General features: G+C 75.1%; 13 protein-coding genes and 1 tRNA gene. 6 read left to right on the top strand and 8 right to left on the bottom strand.

The window, feature by feature from the left end; all coding sequences use genetic code 11:
- Nucleotides 1-3 precede the first annotated feature (3 nt).
- Entirely contained in the window at nucleotides 4-1,077 is a 1,074-nt protein-coding gene (locus ACI79A_RS01195) for a Gfo/Idh/MocA family protein (RefSeq protein ID WP_457079066.1), read from the bottom strand.
- A 202-nt stretch (nucleotides 1,078-1,279) separates the two neighbouring features.
- Between ACI79A_RS01195 and ACI79A_RS01200 the strand changes: the two genes are divergently transcribed.
- Entirely contained in the window at nucleotides 1,280-2,479 is a 1,200-nt protein-coding gene (locus ACI79A_RS01200; protein WP_457079068.1) for a cold-shock protein, read from the top strand.
- 254 nt (nucleotides 2,480-2,733) lie between these two features.
- Here ACI79A_RS01200 and ACI79A_RS01205 read toward each other — a convergent pair whose 3' ends face one another.
- The 3 genes from ACI79A_RS01205 to ACI79A_RS01215 all read right to left on the bottom strand — a co-directional run bounded on the left by ACI79A_RS01205 (nucleotide 2,734) and on the right by ACI79A_RS01215 (nucleotide 6,132).
- The gene (locus tag ACI79A_RS01205; RefSeq protein ID WP_457079070.1) at nucleotides 2,734-5,172 is read right to left on the bottom strand and encodes an EAL domain-containing protein; all 2,439 of its coding nucleotides are present in this window, start codon (nucleotides 5,170-5,172) and stop codon (nucleotides 2,734-2,736) included.
- Nucleotides 5,173-5,262: 90 nt separating this feature from the next.
- Nucleotides 5,263-5,664: an STAS domain-containing protein gene (locus tag ACI79A_RS01210; protein WP_457079190.1), complete on the bottom strand. Its 402-nt coding sequence runs from the start codon at nucleotides 5,662-5,664 to the stop codon at nucleotides 5,263-5,265.
- Nucleotides 5,665-5,829: 165 nt separating this feature from the next.
- The gene (locus tag ACI79A_RS01215; RefSeq protein ID WP_457079072.1) at nucleotides 5,830-6,132 is read right to left on the bottom strand and encodes a DUF427 domain-containing protein; all 303 of its coding nucleotides are present in this window, start codon (nucleotides 6,130-6,132) and stop codon (nucleotides 5,830-5,832) included.
- A 128-nt stretch (nucleotides 6,133-6,260) separates the two neighbouring features.
- Here ACI79A_RS01215 and ACI79A_RS01220 point away from each other — a divergent pair, with 128 nt between their 5' ends.
- Nucleotides 6,261-7,292, top strand: coding sequence for an LLM class flavin-dependent oxidoreductase (locus ACI79A_RS01220; RefSeq protein WP_457079074.1), 1,032 nt, complete (start codon nucleotides 6,261-6,263; stop codon nucleotides 7,290-7,292).
- A gap of 19 nt (nucleotides 7,293-7,311) precedes the next feature.
- On the opposite strand, the gene ACI79A_RS01225 is transcribed toward ACI79A_RS01220, so the two are convergent.
- Both ACI79A_RS01225 and ACI79A_RS01230 read right to left on the bottom strand, forming a co-directional pair.
- Nucleotides 7,312-8,289 carry an anti-sigma factor RsbA family regulatory protein gene (locus ACI79A_RS01225; RefSeq protein WP_457079076.1) on the bottom strand — a complete coding sequence of 326 codons (978 nt, stop codon included), beginning with the start codon at nucleotides 8,287-8,289 and terminating at the stop codon, nucleotides 7,312-7,314.
- 57 nt (nucleotides 8,290-8,346) lie between these two features.
- Nucleotides 8,347-9,093: an ANTAR domain-containing protein gene (locus tag ACI79A_RS01230; RefSeq protein ID WP_457079078.1), complete on the bottom strand. Its 747-nt coding sequence runs from the start codon at nucleotides 9,091-9,093 to the stop codon at nucleotides 8,347-8,349.
- Nucleotides 9,094-9,295: 202 nt separating this feature from the next.
- Here ACI79A_RS01230 and ACI79A_RS01235 point away from each other — a divergent pair, with 202 nt between their 5' ends.
- Nucleotides 9,296-10,216: a ribonuclease Z gene (locus ACI79A_RS01235; RefSeq protein ID WP_457079080.1), complete on the top strand. Its 921-nt coding sequence runs from the start codon at nucleotides 9,296-9,298 to the stop codon at nucleotides 10,214-10,216.
- A gap of 1 nt (nucleotide 10,217) precedes the next feature.
- On the opposite strand, the gene ACI79A_RS01240 is transcribed toward ACI79A_RS01235, so the two are convergent.
- Nucleotides 10,218-10,290: transfer RNA gene (locus ACI79A_RS01240), tRNA-Arg, on the bottom strand.
- Between the two features lie 236 nt (nucleotides 10,291-10,526).
- Between ACI79A_RS01240 and ACI79A_RS01245 the strand changes: the two genes are divergently transcribed.
- The 3 genes from ACI79A_RS01245 (at nucleotide 10,527) to ACI79A_RS01255 (ending at nucleotide 13,746) form a co-directional block, all read left to right on the top strand.
- Entirely contained in the window at nucleotides 10,527-11,051 is a 525-nt protein-coding gene (locus ACI79A_RS01245) for a single-stranded DNA-binding protein (protein WP_457079082.1), read from the top strand.
- Between the two features lie 113 nt (nucleotides 11,052-11,164).
- Entirely contained in the window at nucleotides 11,165-12,835 is a 1,671-nt protein-coding gene (ettA, locus tag ACI79A_RS01250) for an energy-dependent translational throttle protein EttA (protein ID WP_457079085.1), read from the top strand.
- Nucleotides 12,836-13,137: 302 nt separating this feature from the next.
- A complete protein-coding gene (locus tag ACI79A_RS01255; protein ID WP_457079087.1) occupies nucleotides 13,138-13,746 on the top strand; it encodes a maleylpyruvate isomerase family mycothiol-dependent enzyme in 609 nt (202 codons plus the stop codon).
- A gap of 22 nt (nucleotides 13,747-13,768) precedes the next feature.
- On the opposite strand, the gene ACI79A_RS01260 is transcribed toward ACI79A_RS01255, so the two are convergent.
- A complete protein-coding gene (locus ACI79A_RS01260) occupies nucleotides 13,769-14,203 on the bottom strand; it encodes a protein-tyrosine phosphatase family protein (protein WP_457079090.1) in 435 nt (144 codons plus the stop codon).
- Nucleotides 14,204-14,214: the final 11 nt, after the last annotated feature.

Genomic DNA, 14,214 nt, shown 5'->3' on the forward strand with positions numbered 1-14,214 from the left:
GGCTCACACCTCGTCGTTGGGGTAGACGACGCCGAGCTGGCGGCGGACCTCGTCGAGCAGCTCCATCGTCGCCAGCGTGTCGGCGACCGGCATGGTCGGGCTCTCGGTGAGCCCGGCCTGGATGCAGCGGGTGGCCTCGCGCAGCTCCCACACGTAGCCCGAGCCGATCAGCGGGAACTCCTCGGTGCGCGGCGGGCCCTCGCCGGCCTGCACCTCCAGCCGGGTGGGCCGGTAGACCGCGTGCTCACCGGTGGTGCGGATCCAGCCGTTGCTGCCGCAGACCAGCGCGGTGTGCGGGGAGCGGGCCAGCAGCGAGGTGGTCAGCTGGGCCTGCGCGCCGGAGGACCACTGCAGCGACAGCGCGCTCTGCGCGTCGACGCCCTCGGCGTTCAGCGTGCCCACGGCGGTCACCGAGTCCGGCCGGCCGAGCGTGCCCCAGGCCCACAGCAGCGGGTAGACGGCGAGGTCGAGCAGGGACCCGCCACCGTCGGCCCGGGCCCAGATCCGGGCGGTGGGGTCGGCCGGGGCCGGGAAGCCCACCTCGGCGGCCACCCACTGCACGGTGCCGATCTCGCCGGAGGCGGCGACGGACAGCGCTCGTTGCAGGGCCGGCAGGAAGCGCGTCCACACCGCCTCCATGAGGAACAGCCCGCGCTCGCGGGCCAGCTCGGCCAGCTCCTGCGACTCCCGGGCGTTGATCGTCAGCGGTTTCTCGCACAGCACGGACTTGCCGGCGCGCAGCGCCGCGCGCACCACCGCGGCGTGCTGGGCGTGCGGGGTGGCCACGTAGACCGCCTCCACCGCCGGGTCGGCGAGCAGCTGGCCCAGTCCCGTGCTGCCGTCGGTGTCGGCGTACCAGGAGGCGAACCCGAACCGCTCGGCGAACGCCCGGGCGCGGCCGGCCTCCCGGGAGCTCACCGCCTGCAGCACGGCGTCGGGCAGCAGGGCGAGGTCGGCGGTCACGGTCGCGGCGATCCGCCCGGTGGCGACCACGCCCCAGCCCACGGGACGGCCGGTGGCCTCCCGCGGATCGGCGTCGGCGGGCAGCGTGGGCGGGGCGATGAACGGCGAGGTCACCCGCCGAACGCTAGAGCAGCCGCCCGGCCCGGGCAGGTGCGCGTACCGGTCGCCCGGCTCCGGTCCGTGCGCCGTCCCTGGCCCCACCTGTCACAGTGGAGGGGACCGGTGCCGCCCGCTCGACCCGAGCGGGCGAGGTGCACCGGTGGATGGACCGGCCCGGAGACGGGGCCGGGGGATGTCGAGAGCAGGGAAGAGACGGATGCCCCAGGGCACGGTGAAGTGGTTCAACGCGGAGAAGGGATTCGGGTTCATCGAGTCCGACGAGGGCGGCGAGGACGTCTTCGTGCACTTCTCCGCCATCGCGGACGACGGTGGTTTCCGCAGCCTGGACGAGGGGCAGCGGGTCGAGTTCTCCGCCAGCCCGGGCCAGCGCGGTCTGCAGGCCGACGCGGTGCAGCCGCTCGGCGGCGCACCGCGGCGCGGTCGTGAGCAGTCAGGGCGCGAGCAGTTCGGTCGCGAGCAGTCCCGCGAGGAGCACGGTCGGCGGCCGGAGCGGGCGCCGCGCCGCAGCGGTGGCGGCGGCAGCGAGGGCACCGTCCGCTGGTTCAACGCGGAGAAGGGGTTCGGGTTCATCGAGCCCGACGACGGCGGCGAGGACGTCTTCGTGCACTTCTCCGCGATCGCCGACGACGGTGGCTACCGCAGCCTGGACGAGGGGCAGCGGGTGGCGTTCACCGCCAGCCCCGGCCAGCGCGGCATGCAGGCCGACTCGGTCGAGCCGCTGGGCCGCGGGCCGGCCCGGCCGCAGTACGACCGGCGCGATGACCGGCGCGACGACCGGCGGCGGGACGAGCGCCCCACGCGTGGCCGCGGTGGCGCCGGCTCCGAGGGCACGGTGAAGTGGTTCAACGCGGAGAAGGGCTTCGGGTTCATCGAGTCCGACGAGGGCGGCGAGGACGTCTTCGTGCACTTCTCCGCCATCGCGGACGACGGCGGCTACCGCAGCCTCGACGAGGGGCAGCGGGTGGTCTTCACCGCCAGCCCCGGTGACCGCGGGCTGCAGGCGGACTCCGTGGAGCCGCTCGGCGGCGGGCGGCCCCAGCGCGGTGGCCGGGACTCCTACGGCCGGGACTCCTACGGGAGCGAGCCCCGCGGTCGGGAGTCCTACGGCCGTGATTCCCATGGTCGGGACGACCGCCGGCGCGACGAGCGGCCGCGCGACTCGCGCCCGGCCCGCGGGGGTGGCGGTGCCGGCAGCCAGGGCACGGTGAAGTGGTTCAACGCGGAGAAGGGGTTCGGGTTCATCGAGCCCGACGACGGCGGCGAGGACGTCTTCGTGCACTTCTCCGCGATCGCCGACGACGGCGGCTACCGCAGCCTGGACGAGGGGCAGCGCGTGGAGTACTCCGCCCGCCCGGGTGACCGTGGCCTGCAGGCGGACGACGTCCAGCCGCTGTGACACCGCCGTGGGGGGGGGGGGGGGGGGGGGGGGGGGGGGGGGGGGGGGGGGGGGGGGGGGGGGGGGGGGGGGGGGGGGGGGGGGGGGGGGGGGGGGGGGGGGGGGCGGGGGGGGGGGGGGGGGGGGGGGGGGGGGGGGGGGGGGGGGGGGGGGGGCGGCGGCGGGGGGGGGGGGGGGGGGGTGGGGGGGGCCGGGGGGGGGGGGGGGGGGGGGGGGGGGGCGGGGGCCCCCCCCCCCCCCCCCCCCCGGGACGGTCAGCGGTCGCCGGGCTCGGGCAGCGTGCGCGGCAGCGGGCCGGTGGTCGGACCGGGGAACGGCTCGGACCGCGGACCGCGCTCGGCGAACTGGCCGTACTCGGTGGAGTCGCGGGGCTCGGGCAGCCGCAGCGCATCCGGCCGGCCGCTGGCGGCCAGCAGCGCGCTCAGCTCCGCCAGCGCGCTGGACGGGGCGAAGGAGTGCGGGTCGAAGGACTGCTCGGGCTCCGTGGCCTGCGGCTCCGCCACGGCCGGCTGCTCCACGGCCGCCGCCTCCGACGACGCCGCGGTGTCCCCGCGCCCGAACAACGGGATGGGCTCGGCGATCGGCCCGGACGTCGGCTGCTCGGTGGCGTGCAGGGTCCGGACCGCCGGTGGCTCCGGGGCCTCGGGGAGGTCCTCCGGTTCGGCGAAGTCGCGGGGGTCGGTGGCGAACACCGCGAAGGAGTCCAGCTGCGGGACGGCGGGGTAGGCGTCGGCGTCCGGCGCGGGCAGCTCGGCGTCGGCACCGTCCTCGATCCCGTCGCCGACCTCGGCGTCGGCCCCGTGGTCCTCGGCCCCCTCGTCGTCGGCGACGGCGGCCTCGACCTCACCGGTGGCGGGGTCCGGCGGGCCGGACCCGTCGTCGCCGTCGTTGTCCTCGCCGTCGGCCGGGACCACCGACGGGTCGTCCAGGCCGACCAGGTCCGGTGGCACGGCCAGGTCGTCGAGCTCACGGGCCGGCAGTGGCGCCGGCCGCCCGAAGGCGTAGCCCTGCGCCATCGCGCAGCCGTGCTCGCGCAGCCAGCGGGCCTGCTCGCCGTCCTCGATGCCCTCCGCGATGACCTGCAGGCCCATGCCCTGCCCCAGCTGCAGCAGTCCCTGCACCAGCGCGGCGGTCGCCGGCTGGGTCACCACGTCGGCGACGAAGGAACGGTCGATCTTCACGGTGTGGATCGGCAGCCGGTGCAGCGCGGTGATCGCCGAGTAGCCGGTGCCGAAGTCGTCCAGCGCCAGGGTCACGCCGCTCTCGGTGACCTGGTCGACCGCGTGCAGCGTGGCGTCGGCGGCGAACAGCGCCGTGGACTCGGTGATCTCCAGCTCCAGCCGCTCGGCGGCCAGCCCGGACGTGGCCAGCGCGTCGGCGACCAGCTCGCTGAAGCCGGGCTCGGCCAGGTGCCGGGCGGAGATGTTGACGTGCACCCGCAGGCCCGGGTCCCAGCCGGCGGCGTCCCAGCAGGCCTGGTGCAGCACCCAGGCACCCAGGCGCGAGGTGAGCCGGTTGTCCTCGGCCGCGGCCAGGAAGGCCCCGGGCGGGAGCAGCCCCCGGGTCGGGTGCTGCCAGCGGATCAGCGCCTCGTAGCCGAGCAGGTGCTCGTCGGAGAGGGCCACGATCGGTTGGTAGAACAGCCGCAGCTCGCCGGCCTCCAGCGCGTGCCGCAGGTCGGTCTCCAGCTGCAGCTGGTCGACGTAGCCCTCCCCGAGGGCCTCGTCGTGCACCTCGACCAGGCCGCGCCCGCCGTTGGCCTTGGCCCGGGCGAGCGCGCTGTGCGCCTGGCGGAGCAGCGCCTCGGGGGCCAGGTCGTTGCCGAGGGTGACCCCCACGCTGGCCGACAGGGTGATCTCCCGGTCGCCCACGTGGAAGGGCTCGTCGAGCACCGAGAGCAGCCGGTCGGCGAGGGTCCGCAGCCCGTCGACGTCCTCGACCTCCTCGGCCAGCACGAGGAACTCGTCGGCGCCGAAGCGGACGGCGGTGTCCTCGACCCGGGTGCTCCAGCGCAGCCGGTCGGCGACCTGGCAGAGCAGCTGGTCCCCGCCCTCGTGTCCGAGGGAGTCGTTGACCGCGGTGAACCGGTCGAGGTCCAGGTGCAGCAGCCCCACGGAGGTGCCGCGCCGGCGGGAGAACGCCAGCGCCCGGCCCAGCCGGTCGGTGAGCGCGCGCCGGTTCGGCAGCCCGGTCAACGGGTCGGTGAAGGCGCGGCGGACCAGGTCCTCCTCGGCCCGGCGGCGGTCGGTGACGTCGACCATCGACAGCAGCACGAACTGGAGCTCGCCGGTGGCGTGGTGCACCAGCTCCTGGGTCTGGTGCACCCAGACGCTCTCGCCGTCGGCGCGCCGGAGCCGGCGCTCGCCGACGACGGCCAGCTGGGGGTCGAGCAGCGGGGCGCCCGGCACGTGCTCGGTGGCGCGGTCCTCCAGCGGGACGTCGTCCGGGTGGGCCAGCAGGTCGAGGTGCCGGCCGATCAGCTCACCCGACGTGCGGCCGGTGAGCTCGCACAGTGCGGGGTTGACCAGCAGCATCCGCCCGCTCGGGTCGACCACCGCCTTGCCGATGGGGGCGGCGAGGAACAGGGCACGGAACAGCTGTCCCCGGTCGGCCAGCAGGACGTCGGCCGCGCGCAGCCGCTGCCCCGTGCCGGGCCCGGAGGCGCTCGACGACTCGGGTGCGGAGGAGGTCACGGGGAACAGCCTCGCTCATCGAACGGCCCGATCCGGGGAACCTCGACCGCGTGGCCGTGTTCGTGCCGTCACTCCAGGTAACGGTCCGGGTCAGCGGAGGACGGTGTGCCGGGCGGGGGTGGTGGTGCTGCCACCGCCGCCCGTCCGGCTCCGCGCACGTGCTCGGGGTCGGTGGGCGGGAACCGGCGGCGTGGGGTGGGCGTCGGTGAACAGGCCGGTCTGGCCGGTCAGGGCGAGCAGCCGCGTCACGCAGCGGGCGGCGGCACCCAGCCGCAGCTCCCGGCCGGCCGCCGCGGCCTCCCGGGCGGCCGCGGTCAGGGCACGCAGGCCACCGGCGTCGCAGAACGTCACCTCGGAGGCGTCGATCGTCCACCCGAGCCGGTCGGTGGCCAGCAGGGCGGCGAAGGCGTCCCTCAGGTGGTGCGCCGCCCCTCGGTCCAGATCGCCCCGGAGGTGGACGCACCCGGTGGCCCAGTCGAGGCTGACGACCAGCGTCGGGTCGTCGGGGAGTGGATCGGTGTACGTGGGCTTTCCCCTCGTTCACCCGCCGGAACGTCCGCTCCGGCGGTCGCGCGCCGGTCGTGCGCGTCGTCAGGGCCGGAGCTTCGACCCGACATCGACCGTAACAGCGCCCGGTGCGCCGCGACAGCCACCTGGTCAGGGGCCGACGGTCACGCCGGGGGAGAAGGCGACGTAGCCGGCGAAGTCCCGGCCCACCCGCTCGACCGCTGAGGGCTTGATGTCCGGGTAGCTCCAGGCGCCGTCCTCGCGCACCCCGGCGGGGGTGACCACGTCCCAGTACTGCGCGGCGCCCTTCCACGGGCAGGTGTAGGCCGTCGCGCTCTCGGTGAGGGTGCCGGGCACGACCGCCGCCGGCGGGAAGTACCAGTTGCCCTCGATGCGGACCAGTTCCTCCTCGGGGGCCTCGGCGAGCACGGTTCCGTCGATGGTGGCGCGCATGGCTGTCTCCTCGGGTCCGGACGGTTCCTCCGACCTGCTCAACCCCATCGGGGGCCCGGATCGTCCCGGCGGGAACAGCCGCCGCCGTCCCGGCGCTGACCGCCAGGAGACCGACGAGAGGTGGACGTGTGGACAAGCGGATCGGCTTCCTGAACTTCGGGCACTGGCAGCCCATCCCCGGCTCGCAGGTGCGCACCGGGGCCGATGCCCTGCTGCAGACCGTCGAGCTGGCCGAGGCCGCCGAGGAGCTCGGCGTCGACGGCGCGTACGTGCGGGTGCACCACTTCGCCCGGCAGCTGGCCTCGCCTTTCCCGCTGCTGTCGGCGATCGCGGCGCGGACCCGGCGGATCGAGATCGGCACCGGGGTCATCGACATGCGCTACGAGAACCCCCTGTACATGGCCGAGGAGGCCGCCGCCGCCGACCTGCTCTCGGCCGGCCGACTCCAGCTGGGGGTGAGCCGGGGGTCACCGGAGACGGCGCTGCGCGGCTCGGAGGCCTTCGGCTACGTGCCGGCCGAGGGCGGTAGCGACGCGGAGCTCGCCCGGGAGAAGACGGCGCTCTTCCTGGCCGCGATCGACGGCGCGGCCGTGGTCGACGCCGACCCCCGGATGGTCGGGGGGAACGCCCGGCTGGCGGTCCAGCCGCAGTCCCCGGGGCTGCGGCAGCGGATCTGGTGGGGATCGGGCACCCGGCAGACGGCGGTGTGGACCGCGCAGCAGGGCATGAACCTGATGAGCTCCACCCTGCTCAGCGAGGACACCGGGGTGCCCTTCGACGAGCTGCAGGCCGAGCAGATCGCACTGTTCCGTGCGGCCTGGGCCGACGCCGGCTGGGCGCACGAGCCGCGGGTGTCGGTGAGCCGCTCGGTCATGCCCATCACCACCGACGAGGACCGGCAGTACTTCGGCGGCGACCGCACCAGCACCGACCAGGTCGGCGTCCTGGAGGGCGTGCGCGCCCGGTTCGGGAAGAGCTACGCCGGCGAGCCGGACAAGCTGGCCGAGGAGCTGTCCAAGGACGCCGCCGTCCGGGACGCCGACACGCTGCTGCTGACCGTCCCGAACATGCTCGGCGTCGAGTACAACGCCCGGCTCCTGGAGACGCTCACCCGGCACGTCGTCCCGGCGATCGGCTGGGTTCCACCCGCGGAGCGCTGACCCGGGGTTGCCGGCCCGGTCAGCGGGCCGGCAGCTGTGTGGTGACCCGGACGGTGACGCCCCGCTCGTCGGTCCAGATGTCGACGTGGTCGCAGAGCTGGCGGGCCAGCCACAGCCCCATGCCGCCGCGGGAGAGGTCGTCGCCGTGCGCCGGTCCGTAGCCGGCGAACGGGTCGGTGGGGCCGGCGCCGCGGTCGATGACGGTGCACACGACCGTGCCCCCGTCGGCCCAGACGCGGACGTCGACCGGCGGACGGCCGTGCACCAGCGCGTTGGTGACCAGCTCGTCGATGGCGAGCAGCAGGTCGTCGGTGGCGTCGGGGGAGCGGTCCAGCGCGTTCAGCAGCGGGACCAGGCCGTGGCGGACGGCGCCCGGGCGGGTCACCCCGTCGGCGGCCAGCAGCGGCGGAGCCTGCTGCAGCGGCTCGGCGGGAACCGGCAGCTGCGGGAGCAGCTGCTCGGGCTCGGTGAAGCCGGGGTTGGGTCGGCGGCCCCGGTCGTCGAGGACGTGCCGGTGCGTGCAGCGCGCCCAGCGCACCAGCTGCCCGGGCAGCTGCCCGGTGTCCTGCAGGCAGAGGAACCACACCGGCCAGCCGGCCAGGGCGTGCTCCACCACCGCCTCGTACCGCTGCCACTCCAGCCGGTCCCGCGCGCCGAGCCCGGCGGGGAGCTCGGCGATCACCCGCAGGTGCCGGCCCGGCGCCGGGGTCGTCTCGGCGACCAGCTGCCGGAAGGCGGTCAGCGTCGCCGGCGTGCGCCGGCCGAAGACGGACTCCTGATCGACGAGGGCCAGACCGGGCGCGTCCCCGAGTGCGGCCCGCACCGCGTCGGCGACCGCGCCGCTGGTGACCACGACGACCGGGTCGTCGGCAGCGAGCCCCGCGCGCGCGAACGGGACGGCGAGCTGGGCCAGACCGGTCGCGGAGGCCGCGAAGGCGACGTCGTGGACCAGACCGCCCGACGGGCGGGCCGCGAGGTCAGCCGCGGGCACGGTCACGCATCAGTCCCTTGTTCGTCGCCGGCTCTCTGCTGAACCGGCTCCGCTGCAGGAAGGCTACGACAGGGCCGGGAGACCCGCAGCCGGCCCGGCCGGGGTCTCGTCGGGCCCCTGGGGGAGCTGGCCGGTCTCGGCGAGCTCCTGGGCCAGGTCGAACAGCTTGGTGTTGGACTGCTGGGAGAGCCCGCGGAGCAGGGCGAATGCGTCGTCGGCGGTCATCTTGTGGCGCTCCATCAGGATGCCCTGGGCCTGGCCGATGACCGTACGACGGTGCACCGCCGCCTCCAGGTTGCCGGCCCGCCGCGCCGAGGCCAGCACGACGGAGGTCAGCGCGGCGAACGACTCGGCGTCCTCCGCCGGCAGCGTGGTCAGCGCGGCGGCGTCTGTGCCGTAGAGGTTGAGCGAGCCCAGCGGCCGGGCCTGGCTGCCCAGCCGGACGCTCAGCACGGCGGCGTAGCCGGCCTCGGCCACGGCGCGGGGTGCCCACTCCGGCCACGGTGTCCCGCCCTCGGCCAGCGAGGCGCGGACCATCGGGCTGCCGGCGGCGGCGTCCAGGCACGGCCCCTGCGCCAGCTCGTACTGCCAGTCGTCGGCCTGCGCGGCGCGGTCGCTGGTCGCGGCCAGCGTGCGCGGGTCGCGGCCAGGGGCGACGGAGGTCAGGCTGGCGTCGGCGCACCCCGGGAGCTGCGCGGCGGCAGCGCGCACGAGCACGTCGAGGGCGTCGGGGCCCCAGGTGCCGCGGCCGAGGGCGTCGATGACCTGGTGCGCCAGGGACGTGAGCAGGGTGTCGCCCAGAGGCGACACGGGCGGCTGTGCGCCGGGCACGACGGTCTCCGAGGGGGTCCTGGCCGGCGCAGGGGCTGTGGGATCAACCCGCGACGGCGCTCCTCGTGACGACGGCAGGCGCGAGCCCGCAGACCGCCAGGAGGCCCCGCCACTCTACCGACCTGCGACCGAGCCGCCCGACGGTGGTCGGCCCGGTGCGCCGTCCGGATACCGTCCAGGGGTGCCGGCCCGCGAGCTCGTCGTCCTCGGCACGGCCAGTCAGGCGCCCACGCGCACCCGCAACCACAACGGCTACCTGCTGCGCTGGGACGGCACCGGGTTCCTCTTCGACCCGGGGGAGGGCTCGCAGCGTCAGCTGCTGCTCGCCGGCGTCGCCAGCAGCGCCGTGCACCGGATCTGCCTGAGCCACTTCCACGGCGACCACTGCCTGGGCCTGCCCGGCGTCGTGCAGCGGCTGTCGCTGGACCGGGTCGCGCACCCCGTGCACGCCCACTACCCGGCGTCGGGGCAGCTGTTCTTCGACCGGTTGCGGCATGCCTCGGTCTTCTCGGAGGTCGCCGAGCTGGTGGCGGCACCCGTCGACCGGGACGGCGTGGTGGCGACCGGGTCGTTCGGCGTGCTCGAGGCCCGGCGGCTCGCGCACCCGGTCGAGTCCTACGGGTACCGGCTGGTCGAGCCGGACGGACGGCGGATGCTCCCGGACCTCCTCGCCCGGGCCGGCATCGCCGGTCCCGACGTCGGCCGGCTCCAGCGGGCCGGCGTGCTGGACGTCGGCGGGCGCCCGGTGCACCTGGCCGAGGTGAGCGAGCCGCGGCCGGGGCAGCGCTTCGCGTTCGTGATGGACACCCGGCTCTGCGACGGCGTGTACGCGCTGGCCGACGGGGCGGACCTGCTGGTGATCGAGTCGACCTTCCTGCACGAGGACGCCGCGCTGGCCGAGCAGTACGGGCACCTGACCGCCCGGCAGGCGGGCGCGGTGGCCGCCGAGTGCGGGGTGCGCACGCTGGTGCTCAGCCACTTCTCCCAGCGCTACCGGGACCCCGCGCGGTTCGCCGCCGAGGCGCGGGAGGAGTTCGGCGGGGACGTGGTGGTCGCCGCCGACCTGGACGTCGTCCCGGTGCCGCCGCGCCGGGTGGGCTGAGCGCGCCCGGCAGGGATCGAACCTGCGACCAAGTGCTTAGAAGGCACCTGCTCTATCCGCTGAGCTACGGGCGCTCGGGTCCGATCATGACATCGCGGGATCGGGGCGAGGTGGGAACGTTGCCGCGATGCAACGTGGCCTGGCGGTAGCGCACGGCGGCTCCGCCCGCCGGCGGCCGTCCACAGCGGGGGAGCGCGTCCACATCCGGGCCAGGGGCCTGTCCTGCGAACGGCGTCCCCGCGACGGTGGGTGCACGCCGGCGGACCGCCGGCCGCGCCGCTCCGGCGCCCCGCCTCGCCCGAGGAGCACCGTGAAGGAAACCGAGCTCACCGTCATCGGCAACGTCGTCAACTCCCCCCAGCGCAGCCGGCTGCCCAGTGGCGCCAGCGTCACGAACTTCCGGCTGGCGTCCACCTCCCGCCGGTTCGACCGGGAGAGCCAGACGTGGGCCGACCACCGCACCCTCTTCCTCGACGTCGAGTGCTGGGGTGACCTGGGTGGCAACGTGTCGCACACCCTCAGCAAGGGCGACCCGGTGATCGTGGTCGGCGAGCTGCACACCCACCGCTGGGAGTCCGAGCAGGGCCCGCGCAGCCGTTCGCAGCTGCGCGCCGAGGCGGTCGGGCCCGACCTCTCCCGCGGCGTGGCCGAGTACCGGCGGACCCCCCGCCCGGCCGCGCCGGCCGGGACGGTCGAGGACCCGCCGGCCGATCCGTACGCCGACCGGCCCACCGACTACGCGCCGGAGGACTACGACGGGGGGTCGGTGACGTTGGAGGATGAGAGCGCCGACGAGCTGGGCGACGGACGCCCGCTGGTCCCGTCGCTGACGTGAGCCTCCCGAACTGGGAGGATCGGCGCTGAGAACGCAGGTGGTGGGGCGGGCGACGGAGACCCCGGTGCCCGCCCTGCTCCCGATCGCGACCTGACGGAAGGCTCGACAGCCCAGTGGCCCAGTACATCTACTCCATGGTCCGTGCGCGCAAGGCGCACGGCGACAAGGTCATCCTCGACGACGTCACGTTGGCGTTCCTGCCCGGCGCGAAGATCGGGGTCGTCGGCCCCAACGGCGCCGGCAAGTCCACCGTCCTGAAGATCATGGCCGGCATGGAGACCGCCTCCAACGGCGAGACGGTGCTCGCCCCCGGGGCGACCGTCGGCATCCTCCAGCAGGAGCCCCCGCTCAACGAGGAGCTCGACGTGCGCGGCAACGTCGAGGAGGCGGTGAAGGACCTCCGCCGGGCGCTGACCCGCTTCGAGGAGGTCAGTGCGGCGATGGGCGAGCCCGACGCCGACTTCGACGCGCTGATGGCCGAGCAGGGCGAGCTCATGGAGGTCATCGAGAACGCCGACGGCTGGGAGCTCGACAACCGCATCGAGCAGGCCATGGACGCGCTGCGCTGCCCGCCCGGCGACGCCGACGTGAAGGTGCTCTCCGGTGGTGAGCGCCGCCGCGTGGCGCTGTGCAAGCTGCTGCTCGAGGCGCCCGACCTGCTGCTGCTCGACGAGCCCACCAACCACCTGGACGCCGAGAGCGTCGCGTGGCTGGAGCAGCACCTGGAGAAGTACGCCGGCACCGTCGTGGCCGTCACCCACGACCGGTACTTCCTGGACAACGTGGCCCAGTGGATCCTCGAGCTCGACCGCGGCCGGGCCTACCCCTACGAGGGCAACTACTCCACCTACCTCGAGACCAAGGCCAGCCGCCTGAAGGTCGAGGGGGCCAAGGACGCCAAGCGAGCCAAGCGCCTCAAGGACGAGCTGGAGTGGGTGCGCTCGGGCGCCAAGGCCCGGCAGGCGAAGAGCAAGGCCCGCCTGGCCCGGTACGAGGAGATGGCCGCGGAGGCGGACAAGTTCCGCAAGCTGGACTTCGAGGAGATCCAGATCCCGCCGGGCCCGCGGCTGGGCAGCGTCGTCGTCGAGACCGACAAGCTGGTCAAGGGCTTCGGCGACCGGGTGCTCATCGACGGGCTGTCGTTCACCCTGCCGCGCAACGGCATCGTCGGGGTCGTCGGCCCCAACGGCGTCGGCAAGACCACGCTGTTCAAGATGCTGGTCGGCGAGGAGAAGCCCGACGACGGCGAGATCAAGGTCGGCGAGACGGTCAAGCTCAGCTACGTCGAGCAGACGCGCAGCCGCATCGACCCGAACAAGTCGCTGTGGGAGGTCGTCTCCGACGGCCTGGACCACATCCAGGTGGGCAACGTCGAGATGCCCTCCCGGGCCTACGTCTCCGCGTTCGGGTTCAAGGGCCCGGACCAGCAGAAGAAGGCCGGGGTGCTCTCCGGCGGTGAGCGCAACCGGCTGAACCTGGCGCTCACCCTCAAGCAGGGCGGCAACCTGCTGCTGCTCGACGAGCCGACCAACGACCTGGACACCGAGACGCTCACCAGCCTGGAGGGCGCGCTGCTGGAGTTCCCCGGCTGCGCCGTCGTGGTCAGCCACGACCGGTGGTTCCTCGACCGCGTGGCGACGCACATCCTGGCCTACGAGGGCGACTCGAAGTGGTTCTGGTTCGAGGGCAACTTCGCCGACTACGAGAAGAACAAGGTCGAGCGGCTGGGCCCCGACGCGGCACGTCCGCACCGGGCCACCTACCGCAAGCTCACCCGCGACTGAGGAAGGTCGAGAGCCCCCTTCCTCCCCACCGCTCGGGCTCGCGTCGGGCTCCTGGAAGGGGGCCGTGGCCCCGGCACTCGCAAGCTCGCGCCGGGGCCATGCGAGGGGGCCGCTCCAGCCCCTCACCAAGGGTCGGTCCAGCACGTGACGGCGGCCGGTCGGAGCTCCTCGCTCCGGCCGGCCGTCGCCGTCGCCGTCTCCGCGGACGCGATGCGACCGGACCAGGCGGCGCTGCCCTAGGGTCCGCAGCACCGTGTCGCGCGCCGGCGACCGTGACCTCCAGCGGAGTTCCCGTGGACCTGATGCCGTTGGCACGCGCTGAACGACAGGACCTGCTCGCGCTGCTGGTAACCCTGACCCCGCAGCAGTGGCGCGCCCCGTCCCTCTGCGAGGGCTGGTCCGTCCACGACGTCGTCGCGCACGTGCTGAGCTACGAGGAGCTCTCCGCGCGTCAGCTGGCTGTCCGGTTCGCCCGGGGCCGCCTCGCCTTCGACCGGGTGAACGCCCTCGGCCTGCGCGAGTACTCCTCCCGACCCTCCGCCGAGCTGATCGAGCTGCTGCGCCGCCACCTCACACCGACCGGACTGACCGCGGGAATGCACGGGGCGATCGCCCTCACCGACGGGCTGATCCACCACCAGGACATCCGGCGGCCGCTCGGCCTGCCCCGGACCGTCCCGCCCGAGCGGCTGCGGCCGGCGCTGCGCACAGCCCTGCTGGCTCCCACGCTGCTCGGGGCGCTGCGCGTCCGCAGGGTGCGGCTGGTGGCCACCGACGTCGACTGGGCATTCGGACGTGGGCCCGAGGTCCGCGGCCCGGCGGAGGCACTGCTGATGACCGTGGCCGGACGTCGCGCAGCGCTCGGGGAGCTGTCCGGCCCCGGCTACGACCGGCTCACCCCGCGGCGCTGATCCGGGTCCCCGGACGGGGCGCTCAGCCGCTCGTGCCGAAGCGGGCGACGAACCGGGCCTGACCGCGGGTCTCCACGGCCTGCCGGCGGTAGTGGGTGCGCACGTACGCCACCGCCCGCGCCGGGGGGAGCCCGTCCAGCACGGCCAGGCAGGCCAGCGCCGTGCCGGTGCGCCCGGTGCCGCCGGCGCAGCCGACCTCCACCCGTTCGGTCACGGCCCGCTCCCACACCTCACACAGCGCGTTCCGCAGGTCGGCCGGCTCGGCGGGCAGCCGGAAGTCCCGCCAGCGCACCCAGCGGGTCTCCCACGGCACCGGGCACGGCGGGCGGCCGAGCAGGTAGGCGCCGAACTGCGGCGACGGGCCGTCGGGGAGCGCCTGCCGCAGCCCACGCCCGCGGATCCGGCGTCCCGAGGGCAGCACCAGCACCCCGGGATCGGTGCCGGCCCACGGTTCCATGACGGCACCGT

This window comes from Modestobacter sp. SYSU DS0657 (assembly GCF_054050925.1).

Bases quoted from the DNA above. Each gene is read 5' to 3' on its own strand.
- ACI79A_RS01255 (WP_457079087.1), top strand. From the start codon at position 13,138: ATGCCGTTGGCACGCGCTGAACGACAGGACCTGCTCGCGCTGCTGGTA.
- ACI79A_RS01215 (WP_457079072.1), bottom strand. From the start codon at position 6,132: ATGCGCGCCACCATCGACGGAACCGTGCTCGCCGAGGCCCCCGAGGAG.
- ACI79A_RS01260 (WP_457079090.1), bottom strand. From the start codon at position 14,203: ATGGAACCGTGGGCCGGCACCGATCCCGGGGTGCTGGTGCTGCCCTCG.
- ACI79A_RS01200 (WP_457079068.1), top strand. From the start codon at position 1,280: ATGCCCCAGGGCACGGTGAAGTGGTTCAACGCGGAGAAGGGATTCGGG.